27 protein-coding genes are annotated in these 26,435 nt (G+C 73.7%); 23 read left to right on the top strand and 4 right to left on the bottom strand.

The annotated features are described in order from the left end of the window. Positions 1–83 precede the first annotated feature (83 nt). From Q7A36_RS15995 to Q7A36_RS15985, 3 genes are all read left to right on the top strand, one after another. Positions 84–893 (top strand): TorF family putative porin, encoded by an 810-nt coding sequence (locus tag Q7A36_RS15995; RefSeq protein ID WP_305104722.1) that lies wholly within the window; start codon positions 84–86, stop codon positions 891–893. 154 nt (positions 894–1,047) lie between these two features. After that, a complete protein-coding gene (locus Q7A36_RS15990) occupies positions 1,048–3,534 on the top strand; it encodes an FtsK/SpoIIIE family DNA translocase (RefSeq protein ID WP_305104721.1) in 2,487 nt (828 codons plus the stop codon). Further along, positions 3,534–4,133: a DUF4412 domain-containing protein gene (locus tag Q7A36_RS15985; RefSeq protein ID WP_305104720.1), complete on the top strand. Its 600-nt coding sequence runs from the start codon at positions 3,534–3,536 to the stop codon at positions 4,131–4,133. The genes Q7A36_RS15990 and Q7A36_RS15985 overlap by 1 nt, the downstream gene beginning before the upstream one ends. Positions 4,134–4,313: 180 nt before the next feature. On the opposite strand, the gene Q7A36_RS15980 is transcribed toward Q7A36_RS15985, so the two are convergent. Both Q7A36_RS15980 and Q7A36_RS15975 read right to left on the bottom strand, forming a co-directional pair. Beyond that, positions 4,314–7,202 (bottom strand): PAS domain-containing protein, encoded by a 2,889-nt coding sequence (locus Q7A36_RS15980; RefSeq protein ID WP_305104719.1) that lies wholly within the window; start codon positions 7,200–7,202, stop codon positions 4,314–4,316. A gap of 107 nt (positions 7,203–7,309) precedes the next feature. Next, positions 7,310–8,416 carry a hypothetical protein gene (locus tag Q7A36_RS15975; RefSeq protein WP_305104718.1) on the bottom strand — a complete coding sequence of 369 codons (1,107 nt, stop codon included), beginning with the start codon at positions 8,414–8,416 and terminating at the stop codon, positions 7,310–7,312. Between the two features lie 167 nt (positions 8,417–8,583). On the opposite strand from Q7A36_RS15975, the gene Q7A36_RS15970 reads away from it, so the two are divergent. From Q7A36_RS15970 to Q7A36_RS15940, 7 genes are all read left to right on the top strand, one after another. After that, a complete protein-coding gene (locus tag Q7A36_RS15970) occupies positions 8,584–9,210 on the top strand; it encodes a LolA family protein (RefSeq protein ID WP_305104717.1) in 627 nt (208 codons plus the stop codon). A 175-nt stretch (positions 9,211–9,385) separates the two neighbouring features. Then, positions 9,386–10,174 carry a gamma-glutamyl-gamma-aminobutyrate hydrolase family protein gene (locus Q7A36_RS15965; RefSeq protein WP_305104716.1) on the top strand — a complete coding sequence of 263 codons (789 nt, stop codon included), beginning with the start codon at positions 9,386–9,388 and terminating at the stop codon, positions 10,172–10,174. A 397-nt stretch (positions 10,175–10,571) separates the two neighbouring features. Next, entirely contained in the window at positions 10,572–11,258 is a 687-nt protein-coding gene (locus tag Q7A36_RS15960) for a fumarylacetoacetate hydrolase family protein (RefSeq protein WP_305104715.1), read from the top strand. Beyond that, on the top strand, positions 11,258–11,647 hold the full coding sequence (locus Q7A36_RS15955; protein ID WP_305104714.1) for a hypothetical protein: 390 nt from the start codon (positions 11,258–11,260) through the stop codon (positions 11,645–11,647). The genes Q7A36_RS15960 and Q7A36_RS15955 overlap by 1 nt, the downstream gene beginning before the upstream one ends. A 31-nt stretch (positions 11,648–11,678) precedes the next feature. Further along, on the top strand, positions 11,679–12,488 hold the full coding sequence (locus Q7A36_RS15950) for an exodeoxyribonuclease III (RefSeq protein WP_305104713.1): 810 nt from the start codon (positions 11,679–11,681) through the stop codon (positions 12,486–12,488). Positions 12,489–12,642: 154 nt separating this feature from the next. Beyond that, a complete protein-coding gene (gene tsaB / locus Q7A36_RS15945) occupies positions 12,643–13,302 on the top strand; it encodes a tRNA (adenosine(37)-N6)-threonylcarbamoyltransferase complex dimerization subunit type 1 TsaB (protein WP_305104712.1) in 660 nt (219 codons plus the stop codon). Beyond that, entirely contained in the window at positions 13,302–13,793 is a 492-nt protein-coding gene (locus Q7A36_RS15940; RefSeq protein WP_305104711.1) for a GNAT family N-acetyltransferase, read from the top strand. Before tsaB ends, Q7A36_RS15940 begins: the two co-directional genes overlap by 1 nt. A gap of 21 nt (positions 13,794–13,814) precedes the next feature. Here Q7A36_RS15940 and Q7A36_RS15935 read toward each other — a convergent pair whose 3' ends face one another. Next, entirely contained in the window at positions 13,815–14,069 is a 255-nt protein-coding gene (locus Q7A36_RS15935; protein ID WP_305104710.1) for a sulfurtransferase TusA family protein, read from the bottom strand. Between the two features lie 91 nt (positions 14,070–14,160). On the opposite strand from Q7A36_RS15935, the gene Q7A36_RS15930 reads away from it, so the two are divergent. From Q7A36_RS15930 to Q7A36_RS15915, 4 genes are all read left to right on the top strand, one after another. Next, positions 14,161–14,640, top strand: coding sequence for a MucR family transcriptional regulator (locus tag Q7A36_RS15930; RefSeq protein WP_305104709.1), 480 nt, complete (start codon positions 14,161–14,163; stop codon positions 14,638–14,640). A gap of 164 nt (positions 14,641–14,804) precedes the next feature. Further along, positions 14,805–15,308 carry a Fur family transcriptional regulator gene (locus tag Q7A36_RS15925; protein WP_305104708.1) on the top strand — a complete coding sequence of 168 codons (504 nt, stop codon included), beginning with the start codon at positions 14,805–14,807 and terminating at the stop codon, positions 15,306–15,308. After that, positions 15,305–16,123, top strand: a complete 819-nt coding sequence (locus tag Q7A36_RS15920) for a GNAT family N-acetyltransferase (RefSeq protein ID WP_305104707.1) — start codon at positions 15,305–15,307, stop codon at positions 16,121–16,123. Before Q7A36_RS15925 ends, Q7A36_RS15920 begins: the two co-directional genes overlap by 4 nt. Positions 16,124–16,257: 134 nt before the next feature. Further along, positions 16,258–16,830, top strand: a complete 573-nt coding sequence (locus Q7A36_RS15915; RefSeq protein ID WP_305104706.1) for a hypothetical protein — start codon at positions 16,258–16,260, stop codon at positions 16,828–16,830. Here Q7A36_RS15915 and Q7A36_RS15910 read toward each other — a convergent pair. Continuing rightward, positions 16,787–17,359, bottom strand: coding sequence for a carboxymuconolactone decarboxylase family protein (locus Q7A36_RS15910; RefSeq protein WP_305104705.1), 573 nt, complete (start codon positions 17,357–17,359; stop codon positions 16,787–16,789). The genes Q7A36_RS15915 and Q7A36_RS15910 overlap by 44 nt on opposite strands. Positions 17,360–17,457: 98 nt before the next feature. On the opposite strand from Q7A36_RS15910, the gene Q7A36_RS15905 reads away from it, so the two are divergent. The 9 genes from Q7A36_RS15905 (at position 17,458) to Q7A36_RS15865 (ending at position 26,415) form a co-directional block, all read left to right on the top strand. Further along, positions 17,458–17,751: an SH3-like domain-containing protein gene (locus Q7A36_RS15905; protein ID WP_305104704.1), complete on the top strand. Its 294-nt coding sequence runs from the start codon at positions 17,458–17,460 to the stop codon at positions 17,749–17,751. An 11-nt stretch (positions 17,752–17,762) separates the two neighbouring features. Next, a complete protein-coding gene (locus tag Q7A36_RS15900) occupies positions 17,763–18,140 on the top strand; it encodes an SH3-like domain-containing protein (RefSeq protein WP_305104703.1) in 378 nt (125 codons plus the stop codon). A 55-nt stretch (positions 18,141–18,195) separates the two neighbouring features. Continuing rightward, entirely contained in the window at positions 18,196–18,798 is a 603-nt protein-coding gene (locus tag Q7A36_RS15895; RefSeq protein ID WP_305104702.1) for a nitrile hydratase subunit alpha, read from the top strand. 375 nt (positions 18,799–19,173) lie between these two features. Next, complete coding sequence (locus Q7A36_RS15890) at positions 19,174–20,532, top strand: MFS transporter (protein WP_305104701.1); 1,359 nt, start codon at positions 19,174–19,176, stop codon at positions 20,530–20,532. Between the two features lie 709 nt (positions 20,533–21,241). Next, entirely contained in the window at positions 21,242–22,039 is a 798-nt protein-coding gene (locus Q7A36_RS15885) for a DUF2272 domain-containing protein (protein WP_305104700.1), read from the top strand. Continuing rightward, complete coding sequence (locus Q7A36_RS15880; protein WP_305104699.1) at positions 22,036–23,154, top strand: NADH:flavin oxidoreductase/NADH oxidase; 1,119 nt, start codon at positions 22,036–22,038, stop codon at positions 23,152–23,154. Before Q7A36_RS15885 ends, Q7A36_RS15880 begins: the two co-directional genes overlap by 4 nt. Positions 23,155–23,240: 86 nt before the next feature. Next, entirely contained in the window at positions 23,241–23,534 is a 294-nt protein-coding gene (locus tag Q7A36_RS15875; RefSeq protein ID WP_305104698.1) for a DUF1330 domain-containing protein, read from the top strand. 147 nt (positions 23,535–23,681) lie between these two features. Then, positions 23,682–23,978 (top strand): DUF1330 domain-containing protein, encoded by a 297-nt coding sequence (locus tag Q7A36_RS15870; RefSeq protein WP_305104697.1) that lies wholly within the window; start codon positions 23,682–23,684, stop codon positions 23,976–23,978. 79 nt (positions 23,979–24,057) lie between these two features. Next, positions 24,058–26,415, top strand: coding sequence for a hypothetical protein (locus tag Q7A36_RS15865; protein WP_305104696.1), 2,358 nt, complete (start codon positions 24,058–24,060; stop codon positions 26,413–26,415). Positions 26,416–26,435 lie beyond the last annotated feature (20 nt).

Genomic DNA, 26,435 nt, shown 5'->3' with positions numbered 1-26,435 from the left:
CTCCTCCCCTTTTTTCGCCTGCCAAAAAGTTTCTTTATACGAACGGTCCCATGGGACCGCCACAATCAGGGGACAGACAAGAGATGCCACAGCTTTCCGGGCTCCTGCAGCGGCCCGCTGCCCTGCTGCGGGGCGCCGTGCTCGCCGCCGCCGCCTTCGTCCTGCCGGCCCTGCCGGCCGCCGCGCAGCAGCAGATCGAATCGCTCGGGCTCACCGTCACCACCACCCCGGCGATCTCGAACGACTACCTGTTCCGCGGCATCAGCCAGACCCGCAACAACTGGGCCTATCAGGGTACGCTCGACATCCAGCACGAGAGCGGCGTCTATGTCGGCGCCTTCCTCTCCAACGCGAAATTCCTGGCGAGCCCCTGGAACGACACCCGGCAGGAGCTCGACCTGCTGGCCGGCTACCGCTTCGAGTTCGGCGGCATCAACTTCGACATCGGCTACATCGCCTATACCTATCCCGGCCAGGACAAGGCGATCGGCACCCAGTTGAACGAGTACCAGGAGATCGCCATCAAGGCGAACTACACCATCGACCCGGTGAAGATCCTGGCCGCCTACAACTACTCGCCGAACTTCTTCGGCCATTCGGGCGCCGGCAACTACGTCGAGGGCGGCGCGGACGTCACTCTGCCCTTCGAGCTGACCGCCTCCGGCCGGCTCGGCTACCAGTGGATCCAGAACAACCCGCGCTTCGGCACGCCCGACTACCTCTGGTACTCGATCGGCGTCTCGCGCGAGATCTATGCCGGCGTCACCGCGACCGTCGCCTGGTACGACACCAACATCCGCAAGAGCGAATGCGCCCCCGTCGCCGACCGCGCGACGAACGGCCAGCGCATCTGCGAGGGCCGGGTGCTCTTCACGCTCAGCAAGATCTTCTGAGCACCGGGACGACGCAGGGGCGGGGCGCCGGCCGCGAGGCCGGCGCCCCTTCGCATGTCCGGAGGGCGTCGGCGGAACGGCTCAGGATTCCATTCTCCGACAAGACTTTGCCCGCTATCCTTGCGGTCGATTCATAGCCGGACATTCGCCGCGCATGCCCGCGACCCGTGCCTCCGTGACCAGCACCTCGGCCTCCGCGGTGCGACGCTTCGCCTCGCCCGCCGTCAAGGCCGCCATCCGCCGCCGGCTCTTCGAGCTGCTCGGCCTCGGCTGCGGCCTGGCCGGCCTCGCGCTCCTGGTGGCGCTGGCCAGCTACGACCCGGCCGATCCCTCCCTCTCCACCGCCACCGCACGGCCGACGACCAACCTGGTCGGGCCGGCCGGCGCCATCCTCGCCGACCTGCTGCTGCAGGGCTTCGGCTGGGCCGGGGCGCTGCCCGGCCTGGCGCTGCTCGCCTGGGCTTGGCGGCTGGCGACGCATCGCGGCCTCGGCCTCGTCCCCGCGCGCCTCGCCGCGCTGCTCGCCGCCCTGCCGGCGGCGGGCGCGGCGATGACGCTGCTGCCCCTGCCGCCCGGCCTGCCGGGCCTCGCCGGCCCCGGCGGCGCGGGCGGCACGGTCGTCGCGCATCTGGTGCACGACACGGCCGAGGCTATGCTCGGCCCCTTCGGCGGGCTGGTCGCCTCCGGCGCGCTCGGGACGCTCGCCGTGCTGCTCTCGATCGGCGCGCTCGGCCTCTCGCCGGCGGAATGGCTGCGCCTCGGCCGCGCCGCCCGCGCCTCGGCCGGCGGCATGGCGCGGGCCGGCGGGGCCGGCGCCGGGCTGCTGGCGCGCCTCGCCGCGCCGCTCGGCCGGCTCTTCCGCCGCCGCCGGCGGCCCGCCGAGCCGGGCGCCGACCTCGCCGCCGTGCTGCGCGCCGCCGATGCGGCGGCCGAGGGGCGCCGGCGCCCCAGGGGCGAGCCGCGTGGTGAGCCCCGTGGCGAGCCGCGCGTCGACCCGCCCGAGTCGGAGCCGCCTGAGGAACGCCCGGCGGCGAAGCCCGTGCGCATCGCCGCGCCCCCGCCGCCGGCCAGGCCCGCCAGGGCGCCGTCGCGGCAGGAGATCCTGCCGCTCGCGGGCGAGGAGCCCTGGCGGCTGCCCGGGCTCGACCTGCTGCAGGCGCCGCCCGCCAAGCGCGTGGGCCGGCCGAGCGAGGAGGCGCTGCAGGCCAATGCCCGGCTGCTCGAGCAGGTGCTGGAGGATTACGGCGTCAGAGGCCGCATCGCCGCCATCAACCCGGGGCCGGTGGTCACCCTCTACGAGCTCGAGCCCGCGCCGGGCACCAAGTCGGCCCGCGTCATCGGCCTCGCCGACGACATCGCCCGCAACATGCACGTGACGGCCGTGCGCATCGCCACCGTCCCGGGCCGCAACGTCATCGGCATCGAACTGCCGAACGCCAAGCGCGAGACGGTCTATTTCTCCGAGATGATGGGCTCGGAGGACTGGGTGCGGCATCCCGGCCGGCTGCCGCTCGCCCTCGGCAAGGATATCGGCGGCAATGCCGTCATCGCCGACCTCGCCCGCATGCCGCACCTGCTGATCGCCGGCACCACCGGCTCGGGCAAGTCGGTCGCCATCAACACCATGATCCTCAGCCTGCTCTACCGCTTCGGGCCGGAGGAGTGCCGCTTCATCATGATCGACCCGAAGATGCTGGAGCTGTCGGTCTATGACCGCATCCCGCATCTGCTGGCCCCCGTGGTGACGGAGCCGCCCAAGGCGATCGGCGCGCTGAAATGGACGGTGCGGGAGATGGAGCGGCGCTACCGCGCCATGAGCCAGCTCGGCGTCCGCAACATCGCGGGCTACAACGAGAAGGTGGGCGAGGCGAGGAAGCGCGGCGAGGTGCTGACCCGCAAGGTGCAGACCGGCTTCGACCCGGAGACCGGCAGGCCGGTCTTCGAGGAGCAGCCGCTCGCCCTCGCCCCGCTGCCGATGATCGTCGTCGTCATCGACGAGATGGCGGACCTGATGATCGTGGCGGGCAAGGAGATCGAGGCGGCGGTGCAGCGCCTCGCCCAGATGGCGCGCGCCGCCGGCATCCACGTCATCATGGCGACGCAGCGGCCCTCGGTCGACGTCATCACCGGCACCATCAAGGCGAACTTCCCGACCCGCATCTCCTTCCAGGTGACCAGCAAGATCGACAGCCGCACCATCCTCGGCGAGATGGGCGCGGAGCAATTGCTCGGCCAGGGCGACATGCTGCACATGGCCGGCGGCGGGCGCGTCGCGCGCGTGCACGGCCCCTTCGTCTCGGATGCCGAGGTCGAGCGGCTGGTGGAGTACCTGCGCGAGCAGGGCGAGCCGGCCTATGTCGAGGAGGTCACCGAGACCGATGACGACGAGGGCGGCGGCGAGGGATTGTCGCTCTCGGGCATCGCCGGCGCCTCGGATGGCGAGAAGGGGCTCTTCGACCAGGCGGTCGCGCTGGTGACGCGGGAGGGCAAGGCCAGCACCTCCTTCATCCAGCGGCACCTCAACATCGGCTACAACCGCGCGGCCAAGCTGATCGAGCAGATGGAGAAGGAGGGCGTGGTCGGCCCGGCCAACCATGTCGGCAAGCGCGAGGTGCTGGCGCGGCGAAGCGAGGAGGACTGATGCGCCGCGCCGCGCTCGCGCTGCTCGGCCTTGCGGCGCTGCCCGCCGCGGCCGAGGAGCGGCCGCTCTTCGTCCCGACGCGCGACGTCGCCGTCACCTACCGCGTCACGCAGGGCCAGGCGGCGGGGCGGGAGATGAGCATGGCCTGGCTCGCCGCCGCGCAGAAGCTGCGGGTGGAGATGGCGCCGGTGCCGGGCTGGTCGGTGGTGGACCGCGCCAACCGGCGCATGCTGATGGTGATGGACGCGCAGCGCGTGGTCATGGAACTGCCCCTGCAGGGCGGTCCGGGCGGGCTCTCGATCCCGACCGAGCCGCCGGCGAGCGCCCGCTTCACCCGTGCCGGCACGGCGACCATCGCCGGCCAGGCCTGCACCGCCTGGCGCTACGAGGACGGCGCCAACCGGGGCGAGACCTGCCTCACCGCGGACGGCGTCATGCTCCGCAGCAGCGGCGGCCAGGGCGAACGCGCGGGCGCGGTGGAGGCGGTCGCGGTCGCCTATGGGCCGCAGGACCCGGCGCGGTTCCAGGCGCCGGCGGGGTACCGGACCCTGCAGATGCCGGCCGGGCTGCCGCCGGCCGCCGCCTCCCCGGGGCGCTGAGCGCCCGGCCGGCGCTTGTATGTTGGGCGAGCCGATTCAGACCTCCGGGCCATCCGGGGCACCCCACGAGGCGCTGCTTCGTGGGGACCCCTCCGGCCCTTCGGTCATCGGCACGCCTTGTATGTTGGGCGGGCCGATTCAGCCCTGCGGACCATGCGGTCCTCCGGGCATCGGCACGCCTCAGGCCGCCTGTGCCCCGTCCGCATCCTCGGCCGACCAGCGGGCGAGGGCCAGCGCGATCTCGCAGTCGAGGCCGGTCCCGGTCCAGCGCATCTCGAGGCTGCCGCCGAGCTGGCTGCGGATCGTCGCCTCGATCACCCGCAGGCCGAAGCCGCGGTGCGCCGGCGGCGCGGCCGGGGCAGGGCCGCCGGTCTCCTGCCAGCACAGGCGCAGCATCCCGTCCTCCCATTCCCGCCGGCCGACCCGCCAGGCGATGCGCAGCCGGCCTCCGTCGCGGGACAGGGGGCCATGCTGCGCGGCATTCCGCGCCAGCTCGTGCAGCACCATGGCGACCGGCTGCACGGCGATCGCCGCCAGCCGCAGCTCCGGCCCGTCGAGCGTCACCGCCTCGCTCGTGCTGGCCTGCGACGTGACCTCGCGCTCGATCAGCGCCCGCAGGTCGGCGCCGGCCCAGCCCTCCCGCGCCAGCAGGGAATGCGCCCGCGACAGGGCCGAGACGCGCGCCCCGACCGCCGCGGCATAGGCCCGCGGCTCCTCCATCGAGGTCAGGCGCAGCACGGACTGCACCACGGCCAGCGCGTTCTTCGCCCGGTGGTCCACCTCGCGGGCCAGCAGCACTTCCCGCTGCCGCGCCGCGCGCTGGTCGGTCACGTCGATGGAGACGCCGCTGACGCGCTGCGGCGCGCCCTCCGGCCCGAGCGTGGCGCGGCCGACGGAGCGCAGCCAGCGGATGCCGCCATCCGAGTGCATGATGCGGAACTCGACATCGAGGGTGGCGCTCGCGCCGGTCTGTATCCGCTCCATGGCCTCGACGACCTGCTGCCGGTCCGCCGGATGCATCAGGGCCAGCGCGTCCGCGCGGTAGCGGAGGAAGCCGGTCGGCCGGCCGAGCAGCACCTCCTCCCGCCCCGGGGAGCCGGTGAGCCGGTCCGTGGCGAGGTCCCATTCCCAGGCGCCGATGCGGGCGGCGTCGAGGGCCCGCAGCACGCGGCTCTCGCTCTCGTGCAGCGCCCGCTCGGTCCGGCGCAGCGCCGTCATGTCCATCAGCGCCTCGAGCACGGTCTCGGGCCGGTCCTCCGCGCCGGGCCGCCGGACCATGCGGCAGAGGATGATCCGCTCCTCCCCCGTGCGGGTGTGGTGCAGCAGCTCGCCGCTCCACTCGCCGGTGCGCGCCAGCGCCTCGTCGATCGCGGCGGCCGGTCCGGGAAAGACCGGCCGCAGCAGGTCGCGCACCGGCGCGCCGATCGCCTCGGCGGCGGTCCAGCCATAGAGCCTCTCGCAGCCGGCGGACCAGAACCGGATCCGCCCGTCGGGCCCGCGCTCGAGCACGGCGGCGAGGTCGAGCGTGGCGAGCAGGTCGCGCGTCACCTGCTCGGCGCGGCGCCTCGCATCGACATCCTCCACCACGCCGGCCCATTCCACCAGGTCGTGGTCCGCGTCGAAGATCGGCACGGCGCGCACCCGCACCCAGAGCAGCGTGCCGAGCCGCGTCCGGACGCGGCACTCGACGGATGCGGGCTGCCGCGCGGCCACCGCGGCGCGCCAGATGGCCCGCATGGCGGGGGCGTCCTCGGCGTGCAGCATCGCCAGCCAGCCATCCCCGCGCGCCGCTTCGGCCGGCTGGCCGGTGAGCAGCCACCAGCCATGCGAGTGGACCAGCCGCCCCTCGGGATCGGCCCGCCAGAGCACCATGTTGCCGGTCTCGGCCAGCCGGCGGTAGCGCCGCTCGCTCTCGGCCAGTGCGTTGCGGGAGCGGGCCTCGGCGGCTGCCCGCGCCTGCAGCGCCGCCTCGGCCTCGAGCAGGCTCCGGCGCAGTCGCTCGAACTCGGCCACCCCGGCCGGGTCGGGATTGACGGCTGGCGCCCCGGGCGTGACCAGGGCCTCGGCCCGGCGGGTCAGCGCCTCGATCGGCCGGACCACGCGCCGGTGCAGCCCGCCGACGGCCACCAGTCCCAGGCCGAAGATGGAGAGGCCGCCGAGGGCGAGGCCGAGCGCCGGGTCGGTCCGCACGGGGCTATGGACCGCGGTGGGTTCCGCCACCGTCACGGCCCAGCCCGGCGCCAGGGCGAGGCGGTGATAGGCGACGAGCAGCCTGCCCCGTTCGTCGGTGCTGCCGGTGACGACGCCCTGCTCTCCGCCCGCGAGCGCCGCCGCCAGCCAGTCCGGTGCCTCCCGCCCCACCCAGTCGGCCTGGCCCGTGGAGCGCGCGACGACCCGGCGATTGCCGTCGAACACGGCCGTGGTGCCCCCATCCGACGGCGCCTGGCCCGCCAGGAGGCGGGCCAGGCGCTCCGGCGCGAGCCGGGCCGCCAGCAGCATCCGGACCGTGCCGTCGCGGACCACCGGCATGATGACCAGGACCACCGGCACCCCGCTGACGACCCCGGTGAGGAGGCTGCTGACGGCCGGGCGCCTGGTGGCGAGGGCGGTCCTGACCGCCTCCGTCGCACCCGTCGGGGGCAGGACCTCGCCGGGCGCGAGATCGGTGTGGAAGACCAGCCTGAAATCGGGGTCGATCACGGTGATGGCGGCGCCGATCGCCGCCGCGGCCCGCCGTGCATGCTGCGCGAAATCGTCGAGGTGCGCCGTGCCGCCGTCCAGCCGGGGCGAGGCGGCGAGCGCGGCGAGGGTGGAGAGCCGGCCCTCGATGTCCCGGTCCACCGCGACGGCCAGGGCGCGCGCGGTGTCCTGCAGGCCGTCCTTCACCGCCTGCTGATAGTTGCGCATGACATGGGCCGCGGCGACGGCGCCCAGCGCCAGGGTGGGGACGAGCACCAGCACCAGCAGGCCGAGCAGGTGGTTTCGCAGGCTGGGCGGCAAGGGCGGCCATTGCATCTGGGAGCCGGGATCGCTGTCCTGTCCGGGTCGGATCGGCCTGACAGCGATCATTCCGCACGCTCCCCCGCAGTGGCACGCTGGAGGTGAGCAGCAAACCTATTCCATGGCAAGTATTGGCGCGGGCGGAAACAATCGAACGGCCCGCCGGGAGTCTGCACTTATCGGACCAGGCAATCACGCGGTTTCGACCGGGAAACCGTTCCGGCCTTGCCCTCGCCGGTGCCGGCCGCCTCGGTGGCGATCGGTGCCGGGCGTGGCAGCGCCAGCAGCAGCCGGGCGAGGAGGATGTCTCGCCGCAGGGCCGCCGGCGGCAGGCTGCGGCGCGCCGCCAGCACCGGGCTCGCGGCCGCCACCGCCGCCCAGGCCAGCCCGAAGCTCGGTGCCGCCAGCGCCCGGCCGAGCGCGCCCGCCGGCAGGCCGAGCCGCGCCGCCCAGCGGCGGAAGGCCGGCGTCTCCGGCGCATGCGCGCCCGTCCCGGCGGTCCAGAATTGCCGCAGCGCCCGCCGCGCCCGCAGCCGCCGCCAGACCGCGAAGGCCGGCTCGACCAGCGCCGGCGGCAGCGCGGCCTCCACCTTCAGGCCGGGCGCCCGGCGGATGCGGGCATCGCGGCGGCGGAGCGCCGCGAGCAGCCCGGGCAGGCCGCCCTCGGTCCCGGCCGGCAGCCCGCCGACCGCCGCCAGCAGCCCGGCGCGGATGCCGAAATTCAGCGCCGGGCGCGGCGCCGGCTCGATCGGGTCGGGGTCCAGCCGCGCACCCAGCCGGGCCAGCAGCGCGGCATGGCGGCTCGCCGCATCGGGCCGGGCGCCGGGCGGCACCACCTCCCCGAGCACCAGGTCGGCCTCGCCGGCGAGCGCCGTGAAGGCGCGGGCGACCCAGCGCGGCTCCGGCACCGCCCTGGCCTCGGTCACCAGGATCGGGCCCTCGCCGCCGAGCCAGGCGCTTGCCTCCTCCATCGCCGCCCGCAGGGCCCAGCCCGGCGCCGCCGCCTCCGGCATCAGGCGCAGCCGGAAGGGCAGCGCGGGCGCCAGCCGCTCGAGCGCGCGGGAGAGTGGCCCGGCCGCGCCGTCCGGCGCGACCACCACGCCGAAGGCCTCCGGCGCCAGCCACAGCCCGGCGCCGCTGCGCTGCAGCGCTAGGGCGCCGAGGCAGCGGACCAGCAGCACCGGGTCCGGCCCGGCCAGCACCACGACCACGGCCCGCGGCCGGATGGCGACGGTCCGAAGCGCGGCGAGTCTCGGCAGGGTGGGCGGCATCGGGGTAGCCATGCGACGGAACCTCGTTGCAACGCGCGATGGCTGCACCCGTCACACAACCCGAGCGCGACCGGGGGTCACGGCCCTGTCACAGGTCTTCACGATTTGTCAGCGATTGCGACGGGGCCGCGACGCGCCGGGGCTTTCCGCCGGGAAGCGCCCGGTCCAGATGTGGCGGGATGCTCCGCCGCTCCTTGCTCGCCCTGCCCGCCCTGCTGCCTGCCCTGCCCGCCGTGGCGCAGCAGCGCCCCTTCTCGGACCGGGACCGGGCCGACATCGCCCGCGCCGAGGCCTGGCTGAACCGGCTGACCAGCCTGAAGGCGCGCTTCCTGCAGATCGCGCAGAACGGCGCCGCCTCCGAGGGCACCGGCTGGATCGTCCGCCCGGGCCGGATGCGCTTCGAGTACGACCCGCCGGAGCCGCTGCTGCTGGTCGCCAGCCATGGCCAGTTCTTCTACTTCGACCGCCAGCTCGTGCAGGCGACGACGCTGCCCATCGGCTCGACGCCGCTCGGCATCCTGCTGCGGGAGGACCTCAGGCTCTCCGGCGAGATCACGGTCAGCCGCGTCGAGCGCGGCGGCGGGCTGCTGCGCGTCACGCTGTTCCGCACCGCCGCCCCGGCCGAGGGGCGGCTGACGCTGGTCTTTGCCGAGGATCCCTTCGAGCTGCGGCAATGGGCTGTCGTGGACGCCCAGGGGCAGGAGACGCGCGTCACCCTCTCCCAGCCCGAATACGGCGCCCGCTATCCCGCGCTGCTCTTCGACTTCAACGACCCGCGCTTCCGCGAGGCGCTGGGCATCCAGTAGCGCCGCATGGCCGGCATGCGGAGAGGCGGCACCCGCCGCGGCGCCGGCGGCCCATCTTTCCCGCGTGATCCGCCGCGCCGGATCAAGGACATGGCAAGGCATGGCGCGAAAACTGCATCACATCGCCCCGCACCACCTTGATCATGCCGCATTCGCGGATGAAGCTGGAACCGTGATGAAACCGCTCATCGGTATCTCCTGCTGCGTGAAGCCCTTCGGCATCTTCGCCACGCCGAACCACGCCGCCTCCGACAGCTATGTGCGCGTGGTGCTCGGCCCGGTCGGGGGCATCCCGGTGCTGCTGCCCGCGGCGGGGGAGGCGCTGGCGCCCGCGGTCCTGCCGCGGCTCGACGGGCTGATCCTCACGGGCAGCCGGTCCAATGTCTGCCCGGAGCACTACCAGGGCCCGCCCCATGCCGAGGGCACGCCCGAGGACCATGACCGCGACGCGACCACCCTGCCGCTGATCCGGGCCGCCATCGCCGCCGGCTTGCCGCTGCTGGCGATCTGCCGCGGCTTCCAGGAGCTGAACGTGGCGCTCGGCGGCAGCCTCGACCAGCGCATCCAGGACCTGCCCGGGCGCATCGACCACTCGACGCCGGCCGACCAGAAGCTGCCGCGCATCCGCACCGCCAAGGCGCATGGCCTGCGGCTGCAGCCCGGCAGCTTCGTCGCGGAACTCGCCGGCGATACCGGGATCGCGGTGAACTCGCTGCACAACCAGGGCATCGCCCGCCTCGCCCCGCGCCTGGCGGCGGAAGGCTGGGCGCCCGATGGCACGATCGAGGCGGTGCGGGTCAAGGATGCCCCGGGCTTCGCCTATGGCGTGCAGTGGCACCCGGAATACGACTGGGAGCGGGATGCAGTCTCCCGCGCCATCTTCGAGCGCTTCGGGGCGGCCTGCGCCGACTGGGCCTCGGGCCGGCAATCGGCCGGTCGGCCCTTGCCCGTCGCGGCTGAGTGAGGCCCGACCGGGCTGCGTTGGTTGCGGTTGTGTCGGGTCACACCTGCGCGACCCTGGCGCGATGCGGCAGAGTCGCATGGCAGCCACGTGCAAAGCCTTTTGCTTCGGCACGCGCCCTCCGCTAATATCCACAGGCCGGGCCGCCTATAATGACCCGGTGGCCGAGGCCGGTTTCCCCTGCCGGCTCGCCCGACCTTTCCGATCGGAAAAAAGCAACAACGGCGCCCGGACACCCCCCTGTCCGGGCGCTTTTTTTGTCTGCTGCACGTTTTCTCCGTGGGTTAGCGGCATTACTTGAAGCGAAATACAAGGTGTTCGGGCTCAGCCGGCCGCACTTCCGGGGGGCGGGAGGCGCTGCTATGGCATCCGCGCCACATCCCAGGGAGTTCCTCGCGGCATGTCCGACTACGTCATCGTCCCGCCGGTCGTCGCCGCGGTGCCCATCGAGGGCAGCAGCCAGATGTTCCCGGTGCGCCGGATCTTCTGCGTGGGCCGCAATTACGCCGAGCATGCGATCGAGATGGGCAGCGACCCGACCCGCGAGCCGCCCTTCTACTTCACCAAGCCGGCCGATGCCCTGGTGGTGAACGAGGCCGACATGCCCTACCCGCCGATGACGAAGCAGCTCCACCACGAGATGGAGCTGGTCGTCGCCATCGGCTCGGCCGGCGCCGACATCCCGGTGGAGCAGGCGCTCGGCCATGTCTGGGGCTATTGCGCCGGCCTCGACATGACGCGCCGCGACCTGCAGAACGAGGCGAAGAAGACCGGCCGCCCCTGGGACATGGGCAAGGGCTTCGACAACTCGGCGCCGATGGGCGCGCTGGTGCCGGCCCGCGGCGTCGATGTCTCGAAGGGCCGGATCGAGTTGCGGGTGAACGGCAAGGTCACCCAGTCCTCCGACCTCTCAAAGCTGATCTGGTCGGTGCCGGAGGTGATCTCGAACCTCTCGCATCTCGTCCGCCTCGCGCCCGGCGACCTGATCATGACCGGCACGCCGGAAGGCGTCGCCGCGGTGCAGAAGGGCGACCTGCTGGAGGGCATGGTCGAGGGCGTGGGCACGGTCCGTACCCGGATCGTGTAATGGCCTCCCGCGCGGAGCCGCCGCAGGAGGCACTCTCCCTCGCCGAGGCGCGCTGGGTCCGCATCATGGTGGACTACTGCGCCGATGGCGTGTGGCATCCGGACGGTTGCGCGGGCCATGCCGAAGAGCTTCCCGTCGATGCCGGGCTGATCGCCCGCATCCGACGGTGGCAGGAATGGTATGACACGGAGAGCAAGGACTATCTCCCGCCGGAGGAACGGACGGGGCAGTTCGATCTCGCTGCCTTCGCTGCGGAGGGCCTTGCCATCGCCCGCGCGGTGAAGGCGGCGCTGCCCGACTGGACCGTCATCTACTTCGACGAGGCGGCGTGCCGCCTCGATGCGCCGCGCGAGAGCTTCGAGTACGAGATCATCCTTCCGCCGCCTTGATCAAGCCAGCGGGAGCCGCTAGCGCCGGCGCATGCCGACCCTCCGCATCGCCACCTGGAACATCAACTCCGTCCGGCTGCGCCGGCCGCTGCTCGGCGAGCTGGTCAAGGCGCTGGAGCCCGACGTGCTCTGCCTGCAGGAGACGAAGTGCCCGGACGAGCTCTTCCCGCTCGAGGACATCCGGGCCTTCGGCTTCGCCCACATCGCCCACCGCGGCATGAAGGGCTACAACGGCGTCGCCATCCTCTCCCGCCTGCCCTTCGAACTGCGCGAGGGCGAGCCCGACTGGTGCGGCCGGGGCGATTGCCGGCACATCTCGGTGGCGCTCGACGCGCCGGGCGGCCCGGTCGAGCTGCACGATTTCTACGTCCCCGCCGGCGGCGACCTGCCGGACCGCGAGGCCAACCCGAAATTCGCCCACAAGCTGGACTTCGTCGCCGAGGCCGCCGCCTGGTCGAAGGCGCGCGGCGCGAAGCCGCGCAGCGTGCTGGTCGGCGACCTCAACATCGCGCCGCTCGAACACGACGTCTGGTCGCACCGGCAGATGCTCGGCGTCGTCTCCCACACCCCGGTCGAGGTCGAGGCATTGACCGGCTGGATGCGGGCCGGCGAGTGGCACGATGCGCTGCGTCACTTCGTGCCCGCGGAGGAGAAGCTCTACACGTGGTGGTCCTACCGGGCGCGGGACTGGGAGGCCGCGGATCGCGGCCGGCGCCTCGACCATGTCTGGGTCAGCCCCGACCTCGCCGGCAAGCTGGCGCGCCACGTCGTCCTGAAACCCGCCCGCGGCTGGCCGCAGGCCAGTGACCATGTCCCCGCCATGGTCGAACTCGCCCTCTGATGCGGGTTGGCGCGCCCGGTCACGCCTGCGCGCGCTTCCGCCCGGCGCCTCACCGCCGGCGTTGCAGCCTTGACCATGTGCACAGATTTTTCACAAGCTTGTGATGTATGAGCTGGCGCCCCCGGCCGCCTTGCCGGGACAGGGAACCCGCCCGGTGTGGATCCTCGCCCTCGACGCCTCGCTCGCCCGCTGCTCCGCCGCGCTGCTCTGTGACGGCGCGTTGCGTGCCCACCGGTTGCTGGAGGGCGACCGCGGCCATGCCGCGCTCCTCCCGCCCATGGTCCAGGCCGTGCTGCGGGAGGCCGGGGTGCGTCCCGCCGACCTCGATGCCGTCGCCGCAGTGGTCGGCCCCGGCGGCTTCACCGGCATCCGCGCCGCCCTCGCCCTCGCGCAGGGCCTGGCGCTGGCCGCCGGCCTGCCGGCGATCGGGGTGACGACCGGGGAGGCTTTGGCCGCCGCCCTGCCGCCGGCCGGCCGGCCCGTCTGGTCGGCGGTGGACAACCGCCGCGGCCGGGTGGTGCTGGAACGCTTCGCCGCCGGCGCCGCGGCGCCGGAGGGGCCGCCCGCGGTCTTCGCCCTGGCCGACCTGCCGGCGCCGGCCGGCCCGGTCGCCCTGGTGGGCGATGCCGCGTCGCAGGTCGCCGAGGCGCTGGCCGCGCGCGGCGCCGAGGCGGTGGCGACGGAAAGCCGGCAGCCGGATGCCGCGGCGGCGGCGCGGGTGGCGGCGCTGCGGCTGGCCGGGCGCATCCCGGGGCTCGCCGCCCGGCCGCTCTATGTCGAGCCGCCGGCGGTGCGGCTGCCGGCCACCGTGTGATGCAGGCGGGAAACCGGGGCTCCGCCCCGGGCCCCGCGAAGGGGGCGAAGCCCCCCTTCGAGACCCCCCATGCCTCAGACTCGGCGGCACTCGCGGTCCTGCACGCCGCGGCCTTCCCGCGCGAGGAGGCCTGGGGGGCGGATGCCATCCGGCTGATGCTGGAGATGCCGGGCGCCTATGGCCTCTGGCGGCCGGGAGAGGGTTTCATCCTCGCCCGCGCCGCGGCCGGGGAGGCGGAGATCCTGACCCTGGCCGTCCATCCCGCGGCGCGCCGGCGGGGACTCGGCGCCGGGCTGCTGGCCGGCGCCCTGGCCGCCGCGGCGGCGCGGGGCGCGGAGGCGATGTTCCTCGAGGTCGCGGCCGGCAATGCAGCCGCCCTCGCACTCTATGAGGGCCTGGGCTTTGCCCGCGTCGGCCTGCGCCGGCGCTACTACGCGGATGGCAGCGACGCCCTGGTCCTGCGCCGCGACCTGACGGGGCCGGCGGACTGAAGGCCTGCCCTTCCGGTCGCGTCAGCCCTTCCGCAGCAGCAGCTCGGTGACGCCGTCCGGCAGATCCTGCTGGGCGAGCACGGCATGGCCCTGCTCCACCGCGGTGCGCGGGATGTTGCGCCGCGGCTCCTCGCCCCGCAGCCGGACCAGCAGCGTCGCCCCCGACGGCATGCGGTCAAGTGCGAGTCGCGTTCTCACGAAGGTCATCGGACAAGTCTCCGACGTGATGTCGAGCGTCCGATCGCTGCTGAGTTCTTGCTTGCAAACAGAGTTCAACGGATGATGTCCTGCGAATCGCCGATATGCGTTGCGAAACGGCCACATCTGGCAGTATAGCTCCGCCTCCATCAACGGGAAGATGCGTCACATGGCTGAAGATGCTCCCTCTGCCGACCTGCTGGGATTGACCGCCGAAATCGTCGCCGCGCATGTATCCAACAATCCGGTGTCGCTGGGTGATCTGCCGAACCTGATCCAGGAGGTTTACCGGACCTTGTCCTCGGTGGGACAGCCGGCGGCAAAGCCGCAGCCTGAGCGGCCACAACCCGCGGTGCCCGTCAAGAAGTCGATCACGCCCGAATACCTGATCTGCCTGGAGGACGGGAAGAAGCTGAAGATGCTGAAGCGGCATCTGCAGACCTCCTACAACATGACTCCCGAGCAGTACCGGGAGCGTTGGAGCCTGCCGCCCGATTATCCCATGGTGGCGCCGAACTACGCCAAGCATCGCTCCTCGCTCGCCAAGAAGATCGGCCTCGGCACCAAGCCGCGCGGCCGCCCGGCCCGGGGCGCCCGGCGCGAGGCCGCCGCGGCCGCCTCTGCCTCGCAGCAGACCAAGCTCGGCTGAACCCCGCGGGCCCGCTGGAGGATGGGGTGGCGGGCCCCGGCACGATGCCGCCCGCGCTCCGCCATGGTGGCGCGCACCGCGGGGCGCTATGGTCCTCGGCCTGACGACACCGCAGGGGGGCGGATGATGGCCTCCCGACCACCAGGGGCCGCATTCGAAGCCGCATGGACACGCCCGCATCCGCCGGCCGCGACGGCATCTCCCGCATCGAGAGGCTGTGCATCGACCGCGGCCTGAAGATGACCGGGCAACGGCGCCTGATCGCCCGCGTCATCTCCGAGAGCGCCGACCATCCCGATGTCGAGGAACTCTACCGCCGCGCGCATGAGCGCGACAGCCACATCTCCATCGCCACCGTCTACCGCACCGTCCGCCTGCTCGAGGAGAAGGGCATCCTCGAGCGGCACGACTTCGGCGGCGGCCGCGCCCGCTACGAGCCGACCGAGCACGGCCCGCACCACCACCTGATCGACGTGGACACCGGCAAGGTGATCGAATTCTCCGACGCGCGGCACGAGGCCCTGGCGAAGGAGATCGCCGCCCGCCTCGGCTTCGACCTGGTGGACCACCGCTTGGAACTCTTCGGCCGCCGCTTCCCCGACCCGAAGCCCGAGCCCGCCGCGCCCCGCCGCGCGCCGCGCCCGCGCACCGGGCGCGAGCCGGCATGAGCGGCGCCGCCATCGCCGGCGAGGCCGGCTTCGGCGAGATCCGCGCCGGCAACCTCGGCGTCCGCCTGGCCGAGACCGAGGCCGAGCTCGATGCCTCCCTCGCGCTGCGCTACCGCGTCTTCTACGGCGAGATGGGCGCCCGGCCCGATGCCGCGACGCGGCTGAGCGGCCGCGACCGCGACGAGTTCGACGCCGTCGCCGACCACCTGCTGGTCGTCGACCACGACCTGGGGGAAGGGCCGGGATCGGTCGTCGGCACCTACCGGCTGATCCGCCGCGCGGCGGCGGAGGCCATCGGCCGCTTCTACTCCGCGGCCGAATACGACATCTCCCGGCTGGTCGGGCAGCCGGGGGAGGTGCTGGAGCTCGGCCGCTCCTGCGTCGATGCCGGCTATCGCAGCCGCGGCTCGCTGCAGCTCCTCTGGCGCGGCATCGCGGCCTATGTCTTCCACCACCGCATCGACCTGATGTTCGGCTGCGCCAGCCTGCACGGCACCGACCTCGAGGCGCTGGCGCCGATGCTGACCTATCTCCACGCGCATCACCTGGCGCCGCCGCCGATCCGCCCGCGCGCCCTGCCGGAGCGCTACGTGCCGATGGACCGGCTGGATCCCGCCGGCCTCGACGTGAAGGCGGTGGTCAACGACCTGCCGCCGCTGGTGAAGGGCTATCTCCGCCTCGGCGGCTTCGTCGGCGACGGCGCGGTGCTGGACCAACAGTTCAACACCACCGATGTCTGCGTGGTGGTCAAAACCGACCTCGTCACCGACAAGTACGCAAAGCATTACGAGCGGAAGTCCGGATTTCGGGAGTAGAGCAACCGCCGTGCGAGCGGCTGCACCCGGGCGGCGTCATACCAGCCTGGCTTGAGACCGGCCCATCCAAACCGCGCCGGACACGGTCCGGTAGGCTCCCGCCGCCGGGTCAGCCCTTTCCCGGGTTGGCATGATTGGCTCGCCTCGACCCGGACCTGGACCGGTCGACGCGCGCCATGGCGAGCCGCGACCGGTCCGGCCGGGAACCCGGCCGCCCGCCGCCGCGTCGGGGCGGCATGCCGCGCCTTGCCTTCCTCGCCGTCCTGCTGACCGCCCTCGCCCTCGTCCCGGCGGGGGCGCATCTGCTCGCCCTGCCGAACAAGCTGGCGATGGGGCGCGACGCCTATCTCGCCGCCCAGGCCGCCTATGCCGGCTGGGCCAAGGCCGGCAGCTTCCCGATCGCGGCCATCCTCGCCTGCCTCGCGCTTGCGCACCGGCAGCAGCGGCCGCCCGCCTCGCCCTGGCCGGCGCTGGTCGCGGCCCTGCTGCTCGCCGCCGGCCTCATGGTCTTCTTCGTCTGGACCTACCCGACCAACCTGGCGACGCGGCACTGGACCGTGCTGCCCGAGGGGTGGGAGGCGCTGCGGGCGCAGTGGGAATGGTCGCACGCCGCCAATGCCCTGCTCACCCTCGGCGCCCTCTGCGCCGCGCTGAAGGCCGCGCTCAGCCCCGCTCCGGCTCCGGCACCGGAACGTCGAAGCCGTTGAGGGTGATGGAGACCAGGCAGTAGAGCCCGACGAGGTAGACCAGTTCGGCCGCGGCATCCCGGCCGAAGACCTCGATTCCCTGCTTCCAGGTCAGCTCCGGCAGCACCCCGCCGCCGACCAGCGCGGCGGCGATGTCGTAGGCCACTGCCTCCTCCCGCGTCAGGTCGGCCGGGCGCTGGCCGGCGACGATGGTGGCGATCTTCGCATCCGGCAGGCCGCGCTGCTCGGCGGCGATCACATGGGCGTAGATCTCGTAGGCCGCGTGGAAATGCGCGCCGGTCACCAGGATCGCCACCTCCCGCACCGGCTTGGGCAGCCCGGTCTGGAAGGAGAGCGCCTTGGTCAGCTCCCAGATCGGCCCGCCGATCGCCGGCCAGTGCAGCCAGGGGTTCCAGGGGCCGAGCAGGGCGCCGTCCGGGCCGATGGTGGCGAAGCCCTTGAAGTGGCTCTCGATGCCGGCGCGCATGTCGGCATGCAGCGGCTTCTGCGCGGCGTCGAGCTGGGCGGGCGGGATCAGGGGCAGGCGCATGGGGGTGCTCCGCTGGGTTGCTGCAGTGCAACGCCCGCCGCTCCCGCCGGGTCCATGCCCTGGACGTGGCACCGCCGCCCGACTTAGCCTTCGCCCCCATGAGCGACGCCGAGCCAACCCCCGCCATCCACGACATGGGCGGCCTGAGCCGCTTCCGCTGCAGCCCGGTCGAGCGCGACGAGGCGCCGCCGGATGCCTTCGGCAGGCGCGTCGACGCGCTGCGCCAGGTGCTGGCGGCGAAGAAGCTGCTGACGGTCGATGAGTTGCGCCGGGGCATCGAGGCGATCCCCGAGGACGAATACTTCGCCCTCACCTATTACGAGCGCTGGCTGACCTCGCTCTGCGGCATCATGCTGGAGAAGGGCATCGTCGCGCCGGAGGACCTGGCATGAGCGGGGCCCCCATGAGCGCATCCCCGGGCGGCCAGGTCGCCGGCGAGTCCGGCCAGCACGAGGCGCGGCATGCGCCGGCCGGGGCCCGCTTCGCCGCCGGCGACCGGGTGCGGGTGAAGGACGACTGGCCGGAGCGCCGCGGGCCGTGCCACATCCGCACGCCGCACTACCTGCGCGGGCGGGAGGGGAGGGTGGAAGCCGTGCTCGGCGCCTTCCCGAACCCGGAGGACCTCGCCTTCGCCCGCCCGGCGCCGGTGCGCGTCCTCTACCACGTCCTCTTCGACCAGCCGCCGATCTGGCGGGAGGGCGAGGCGGGCGACACGGTCCTGGTCGAGATCTTCGAACACTGGCTGGAACCCGCGGGAATGCCCGCCAAGGAGGCTGCCTGATGCCCGCCGCGCCACGCTTTCCCGCCATCCCGCGCCGCGGCGGGCGGAGGGCGGGATGAGCGCCCCCGCCCGCCCCGACTCCATCGCCCGGCTCGAGAGGCTGGTCGCCGCGCTGGCGGCCAAGGGCATCGTGACCGAGGCGGAACTCGCCGAGATGCAGGCGCGCACCGACCGCGCCTCCCCCGAGATCGGCGCCCGCATGGTCGCCCGCGCCTGGCTGGACCCGGACTGGCGCCGCCTGCTGCTGACCGACGGCGCCGCGGCCGCCGAGCGCATGGGCGTCTCCATGGCCGGCGCGCCGCCGCTCGGCGTGCTGGAGGACCGGCCCGGCCTGCACCACCTCGTCGTCTGCACCCTCTGTTCCTGCTACCCGCGCGCGGTGCTCGGCTACCCCCCCGGCTGGTACAAGAGCTTCGAGTACCGCTCGCGGGCGGTGCGCGAGCCGCGGGCGGTGCTGGCGGAATGGGGCACGGTGCTGCCGGAGGGGACGAAGATCCGGGTGGTGGACAGCACCGCCGACTACCGCTGGATGGTGCTGCCGATGCGCCCGGCCGGGACGGAGGGCTGGTCGGAGGACCAGTTGGCCGCGATCGTGACCCGCGACGCGCTGGTCGGGGTCGCGCTGCCCATGGCGCCGCTCGCGGCCGCCGCGGAGTAGCCGGCCGCCCGGCGGGATGGGACGCGCGCCGCGGCGGCAGGCCGCGCGGCGCCGCCATCCGGGGGCCGGCCCGGCGCATCCGGCGATCGGCGCGCCGAAGGGGCGGTCTGGACCGGGTGGCCATGCGGCAGGTTCCGTCGGATCGTCAGTCAGCATATCCCGGCCGGTGCCGGCGCGCCGGAGAGGCGGCGCCCCGCATTGGTTGGCCGGGCGGAGATCGGGGGAGGACGGCATCCACATCATCGCGGACCTGCGGGCGCCCGGCGCCGTCGCGGCTGGCCGGCGCGTCCGCTGCCGAGGGCCATACCCCTCTCTGGCCGCCTGCGAAGGCGGCCGGCGCGGCCCGGCGCGCCCCGCGCCGCCGCGGCCCCGTCCGTGAACGCGCCCGCCCTCGCGGCCGAGCAGGACGGCCTGCCGATGCCGCGCCGCCTCTGGGCGGTGGTCGCGGTCTCGGTCTCCATCGCCATCACGGTCCTCGACAGCGCCATGGTGAACGTGGCGCTGCCCGGCATCGCCCGCTCCCTCGGCATCTCGCCGGCGGCCGCGACCTGGCTGCTGAACGCCTACCAGTTGACCGTCGTCACCACCCTGCTGCCGCTCGCCTCGCTCGGCGAGAAGCTCGGCTTCCGGCCGGTCTTCCTGACGGGCTTCGCGGTCTTCGGCCTCGCCTCGCTCGGCTCCGCCCTCGCCCCCGGCTTCGAGGCGCTGCTCGCCTGCCGCGTCGCGCAGGGCCTCGGCGCCTCGGCCGTCATGAGCCTGACCGCCGGCATGATCCGGCACATCTACCCCCTGCGGATGCTCGGCCGCGCCATCGGGATCAACGCGACGGTGGTGGCGATCGCCGGCGCCTCCGCCCCCAGCCTCGCCGCCGCCATCCTGACGGTCGCACCCTGGCAGGCGCTCTTCGCCATCCATGTCCCGGTCTGCCTGGCGGGGATCCTGGTCGGGCGCTGGGCGCTGCCGGAGCAGCCCGGCACCCGCCGGCCCTTCGACTGGCCGAGCGCGGTGCTGAACGTGCTGACCTTCGGCCTCTTCTTCCTCGGCGTCGACCTGGTCTTCGCCGTGCCGCTGCCGGCGGCGGCGCTGATCGCGGGCGGGATCGGCGCCGGGGTGCTGCTGGTGCGCCGGCAGCTCCGCCAGCCGGCGCCGCTGCTGCCGCTGGACCTGCTGCGGATCCGCGCCATCGCCTTCTCCGTCGCCGCCTCGGTCTGCGCCTTCGCCGGCTGGTACACCAGCCATGTCTCCCTGCCCTTCCTGCTGCAGGGGGCGGGGATCAGCCAGGGCGGGACGGGGCTGATCATGACGCCCTGGCCGCTGGGGATGGCCTTCGGTGCGCCGCTCGCCGGCCGCCTCTCCGACCGCGTCCCGACCGCCTGGCTCTGCGTCATCGGCATGGGGTCGATGGTCGCCGGCCTCTCGGTGGTGGCGAGCCTGCCGCTGCTCGGCAACGGGCTGCTGCTGGGTGCCATGATGATGCTCTGCGGCGCCGGCTTCGGCTGCTTCTCCACCCCCAACAACCGGACGATGATCGGCTCGGCGCCCAAGGTGCGGGCCGGCGGCGCGGGGGGCATGCAGGCGACGGCGCGGCTGCTCGGCACCACGCTCGGGACGACGATGGTCGGCCTCTGCTTCCAGGCAGCGGGGGCGGCCGATGGCGCGCGGCTGGCGCTGCTGGCCGGCATCGGCTGCGCGACGCTGGCGGGGCTGCTCAGCCTGGTGCGGGGACGGCGCTGAAAAAAAGAGGGCCGATGGTTTCCCATCGGCCCTGAGTGGTGATGCATCGCCCGGCCCCAGGCCGCGGCGCACAATCACTGGGAGGAGACGTCCAAGGCATCGCCTGAACGCGCATAATATGGCTCACGGATCCGTGACTTTAAAGCACATTTTCATGAAGAGGCATTTAGTGCCGCGGCATCTGCAACAAGGCGCGGATCGCAGCGCAAAAAAAGAGGGCCGATGGTTTCCCATCGGCCCTGAGTGGTGATGCATCGCCCGGCCCCAGGCCGCGGCGTACAATCACTGGGAGGAGACGTCCAAGGCATCGCCTGAACGCATACAATGTGCCTCACTCACACGTGAGTGAGAAGAAGAATTTCATGAAGAAGCATTCATATGACGCAGGCCGGCAATGGATCGGACACCGGAACCGGCCGTGCCGCTGGCGGAACGTCGGCGGCGCATAAAAAAAGGGCCGGTGGTTGCCCACCGGCCCGAGTGGTGATGCTGCACCCGACCCCAGGCCGCGGCGCACAATCACTGGGAGGAGACGTCCAAGGCATCGCCTGAACGTGATCTGTATACGATTCTCACGGTGTCGTGAGTGTGGAGGAATCCTGAACTCCATGTCATCGTGCCGTAACGCTCCCGCTTTGCCGCCAGCGACGCCAACGCCTTGACGGCAGGGCAATTCACCTCCCCGGCCGGCTGCCCTATTCCGCAAGCGATGCGCCGCACCGGCCCCGCCCTCCTGCTCCTCCTGCTCGCGGCCTGCGCCGCGCCCGCTCCGGCCCCTGAGCCGCCGCTCCCCTATCCGCCCGCCGCGCGCGCCCGCATGCTGCGCCTGCTGCAGGCGGAATGGGCGGAGTGGGGCGGGCTGACCACCACCGCCGGGGAGCGCCCGCCGCCGAGCCGGGCCGAGAGCGACCCGGCCAACTTCCCCCGCGTCCTCGCCTATTGGCGCGCCGTGCCGGAGGACGAGGGCGCCATCGCCGTGAACCGCCGCCGCTATGCCGCGGCGCTCGCCGGCCGGCCGGAGGGCGAGGCGCTCTGGCAGGACCCCTACTGGTCCGCCGCCTTCATCTCCTGGGTCATGCAGGCCGCCGGCATCGACCGGCGGGAATTCCCGCCCTCCGCCGCGCATTCCACCTATGTGGACGCGCTGATCCGCGACGCCGCGCTCTTCCCGGCGACGGCGCCCTTCCTGCCGCGCTCCCCGCGCGAGGTCCCGCCGCGGCCCGGCGACCTGCTCTGCGCCGATCGCGGCCGCGTCCCGATCCGGGACTGGCGGGAGCGCGCGGCCGATGCCGGCCGCTTCCGCCCCATGCATTGCGACATCGTGGTGGAGACCGGCCCCGGCTTCGTCGAGGCCATCGGCGGCAATGTGCTGGACGCGGTCACCCGCACCCGTTTCCCTGCCGATGCCGCGGGCTATCTTCTGCCCGAACCGCCGGGCGCGCCTGTCCTCTTCGCCGTCTTCGAGAACCGCCTGGGCCGCCTGCCCCCCTGGAGAGAGACCGAATGACCGACCTGTTCGAGCCGCTGACCCTGCGCGGCGTGACGCTGAAGAACCGCATCGGCGTCTCGCCCATGTGCATGTATTGCTGCGGCGGCGACGGCCGGCCGACCGAATGGCACCTGCAGCACCTGCTCTCCCGCGCCGTCGGCGGCGCCGGCCTGGTGATGACCGAGGCGGCCGCGGTGACGCCGGAAGGCCGCATCTCGCCCGACGACCTCGGGATCTGGGGCGAGCAGCATCTGCCGGGCCATACGCGCCTCGCCGCGGGCATCGCCGCGCTCGGCGCCGTGCCGGGCATCCAGCTCGCCCATGCCGGGCGCAAGGCCAGCCGCAACGCGCCCTGGGTCCACGGCCCCGCGCCGGCGGAGACGGGCTGGGAGCCGCTGGCCCCCTCCGCCGAGGCCTTCGACACCTATGCGACGCCGCGGGCGATGACCGAGCCGGAGATCCTGGCCACCATCGCCGCCTTCGCCACCGCGGCGAAGCGCAGCATCCAGGCGGGCTACCGCTTCATCGAGCTGCACGCGGCGCATGGCTATCTCGGCCACCAGTTCCTCTCGCCGCTCTCCAACCGCCGCAACGATGCCTGGGGCGGCGATTTCGACGGCCGCGCCCGCTTCGTGCTGGAGATGACGCGCGCCGTCCGCGCCGTCATCCCCGATGACGTCCCGCTCTGCGTCCGCGTCTCCCACACCGACTGGGTGGAGGGCGGCTGGACGACGGAGGAGACGGTCGAGCTCTCCCGCCGGCTGAAGGCGCTCGGGGTGGACATGGTGGACGTCTCCTCCGGCGGCCTGCATCCGCAGCAGAAGATCCCCGTGGGGCCGGGCTACCAGGTGCCAGGGGCGGAGGCGGTGCGGACCGGCGCCGGCCTGCCGGTGGCGGCGGTGGGCATGATCACCGAGCCCGAGCAGGCCCAGGCGATCCTGGCCGAGGGCAAGGCCGACCTGATCCTGCTGGCCCGCGCCCTGCTGCGCGACCCCTACTGGCCGCTGCACGCCGCGGCGAAGCTCGGCCGGACCGAGGCGCTGCCCGTGCCGCCGCAATACGAGCGGGGCTGGATGACGCTCGGCCAGATGACGAAGGATGATGCCATCGCCGAGGCCATGCCTGCGCTGTAGCCATTGAGGGGCTCTGCCCCTCAAACTCCCCCGCCGGGGGGTCGAGCGACCCCCGGACCCCGGCCTGGATTTGAGGGAGGCATGTCATGACCGCCTATCTCCTTGCCACCGTGAGGGTCACCGATCCCGCGGGATTCGGCGAATACATCCGCCGGGTCGGGCCGATGATCGCCCGCTTCGGCGGCCGCTACCTCGTCCGCGGCGGCCCCGCCCAGGCGGTGGAGGGCGACCCGGTCGAGGTCGTGGCCGTCGTCGAATTCGCCGACATGCCGGCGCTGCGCGCCTTCTGGGACAGCCCGGACTACGCGCCGCTGCGCGACCTGCGCCAGGCCAGCGCGGTGTCGCGGATCATCCTGGCCGAGGGCGCGCCGGCCGCCTGACACCGGCCTGCAGACGTCGTGACGTCTGCAGGCCGGTGTCGCGCGCAGGTCGGCGCAGTGCGCCGACAGTGTGGCGGCTGCGCGCCAAACAACGAGGCATGCCGGTCAGTATGTTTGCTGGCCGGTATGGCAGGGGAGGACAGGACCATGCCCGCCTATCTCGTCGCCAATATCCGGGTGAAGGATCCCGGGAAGTTCGCGGAGTACCGCGACCGGGTCGCGCCGATGATCGCCCGCTTCGGCGGCCGCTACCTCGTCCGCGGCGGCGCCGTCACGCCGGTCGAGGGCACGCCCGGGCTCGAGCGCGTCGTCATCCTGGAATTCCCGGACATGGCGGCGCTGAAGGCCTTCTACCACGGCGAGGACTACGCCCCGCTGATCGCCCTCCGCCAGGCTGCGAGCGATGGCGACGTCGCCCTGATCGAGGGCATCGCGCCAACCTGAGCGCCGCAGGGGGCGTATTGTCCGCCCGCGCCGGTCTCGGCCATGCTGCCCCGACGGGCGCAGCCGAAGGGGGGTGGGCATGGCCGGGTGGAACGTCGCCGGAGTCTTCCGGGACTGGTCGGCGCTGATCGCCCTCCTCGCCTCGCTGGGCCTGGTCGCCTGGCTGGCCGCGGCGCCCGACCTGCGCCGCATCCTCTGGCTGGCGCGCACGCCGCTCGCCCTCGGCCTCGCCGCCGCGCTGGCCCTCGCCCTGCCGGAGCAGACGCGCTTCCTGCTGGCCGGCACCGGCAATCTCTGGGGGGCCGCCTGGTTCCTCCTCGCCCTGCTGCTCACCGGCACGGGCAGCTGGTTCTGGACCCGCTGGTCGCTCAACCTCGCCTGGCAGGCGCGGGAGCCGGAGATGCTCCGGCTGCGCCACGGCTTCTGGTTCGCCGCCGTGCCGCGCGCCGCGGCGCTGCTGCCGGTCGCCGCCGCCGCCGTCTGCCTCGTCGCCGCCTGGCCCCTCTTCGGCGAGGGGCAGCGTGGCCTGCGCTGGGTCCTCCTCCTCGGCATCGGCGCGGTCGGGTTCGCGCTGGTCGCCCTGGCCTGGGGCCGGCGCCGGCTGATCCGGCGGCGGCGCGGTACCCTGGCCGAGGGCACCGGGCGGCTGCGCCTGCTGCTGGCCGACGAGGACCTGCCGGACCCGCCGCCGCCGCGGCCCGCCGGGCTGCATCCCTGGCTCGCCACCGCGCTCGCCTGCCTGCCCTTCCGCTGGCGCCTGCTGGTCCCGCTGCTGCTCGCCTTCCTCCTCGGCATCGTCTCGGTGCAGGCCGGCTGGGCCTGGCCGAGCGCCTGGGCGCAGGCGGTCGGCGCAGCCCCCACCGCCCTCTTCGGCCTCGCCGCCCTGCTGACGCTGCTCGCGCCCAGCATCGGCCTGCTCGGCGTCGGGCTGCACTGGCCGGCGCTGTTCTTCCTCGCGCTCCTAGTCATCGGCGCCGCCGGCGCCACGGTGAACACGCTGGTCCGCACCGAGGCGGAGCTGCCGCCGCGCCCGACACTCGAGAAGGCGGCCGCGCGCTGGTTGCTGTCCTGCGCGGGCGGCGAGGGGCCGATCCGCGCCATGGTGGTCGCCAATGCCGGCGGCGCCAGCCGCGCCGCGCTCTGGACCGCGGCGACGCTCACCGCGCTCGAGCCGCGGGAGCCGCGGGAGCCGGGTATCGAACTGCAGGGGCCGGACATCGAGCCGCGGCGGCACCTCTTCGCCCTCGCCGGCACCTCGGGCGGCGCGCTTGGCGCCGCGGCCTACGTGGCTTCGCTCGAGAAGGCCGGGGAGCACTGCGCCCCGGCGAGCGGCGCGCGCCCCGCGGCCGAACGCCTCAAGCGGCTGCGGGAGGGGCTGTCGTCCGACTTCCTCGCCCCCGCGCTCGCCGGCCTGCTGCTGGGCGACGGGGTCTGGCGGGTCTTCGGTCCCGTCTCGGCGCTGGCGGGCTGGCTCGGCCTCTGGCCCGAGGACCGGACGGTGCGGCTGGAGCATGCCTGGGAGGCAGCCTTCGCCTTCGGCGGAGTCTCGCCCATGGCGGGACACCTGGCGGCGGGCACCTTCGACAAGGACGGGACGCCGCGCCTGCCGCTGCTGCTGACCACCGGCACGCATGTCGAGACCGGCCAGCCCGCCCTGACCGCGCCCGTCGAACTCGGCAGCCTGGCGGCGGAGGCGATCGACCTGCTCGGGGTGCTGCGCGCCGATGTCGCCTTCTCGACCGCCGCCGGCAACAGCGCCCGCTTTCCCTATGTCACCTCGCCCGGGCTGCTGCGGCCGCGGCAGGCAGTGCCGAGGCCGGCCTGCCCGCCGGCCCGGCCGAAGGACGCCACCGCGACGCCGCGCCGCCCGGATTGCGGGCAGATCGTGGACGGCGGCTATGCCGACAATGCCAGCGCGGTCGCCGCCCGCGGCGCGGCGGAGGCGCTGGTCGCCGCCTATGGCGAACTGGTCGCGGCGGGACGACTGCCGAAGGAGCGGCCGCTGCATGTCTTCGTCGTGCAGGTCGTCAGCAACCCGCGCCTCGACCCCGCGAGCATCCCGCGCTGCGGCGCCACGCCCGCGCCGGACGGCACCGGCTTCCATGCGGCAAGCCCGCTCGACTTCCTGCTCTCGCCCATCGGTACCCTGGTCTCGGTGCAGGGGCAGAGCACCATCGCCGGCGCGACCGCGCTGCAGCGCCGCTACTGCGGCACGCCCGAGGGCGAGGCCACCGCCGGCGGCGGGCGGGTGTTCCGCCACTTCCACGCCTTCGCCATGGGCCCCGACGCGGAGGGCATCGAGGCGCCGCTCTCCTGGGTGCTGACGCCCGGGGTGCGCGCGCGGATCACCCAGCCCGATTTCGACGGCTTCCCGACGGCCCGCAACCCGGCGGAACTCCGGCGGCTCGGCCAGGAATGGGCCGCCGCCGGCGGCTGACCCCGGCGTGGCGCTGTGCC

The organism is Paracraurococcus lichenis, assembly GCF_030657435.1.
In the GTDB taxonomy this organism is placed as follows: Bacteria; Pseudomonadota; Alphaproteobacteria; order Acetobacterales; family Acetobacteraceae; genus Paracraurococcus; species Paracraurococcus lichenis.
This window is presented reverse-complemented; position numbering and strand designations above follow the sequence as displayed.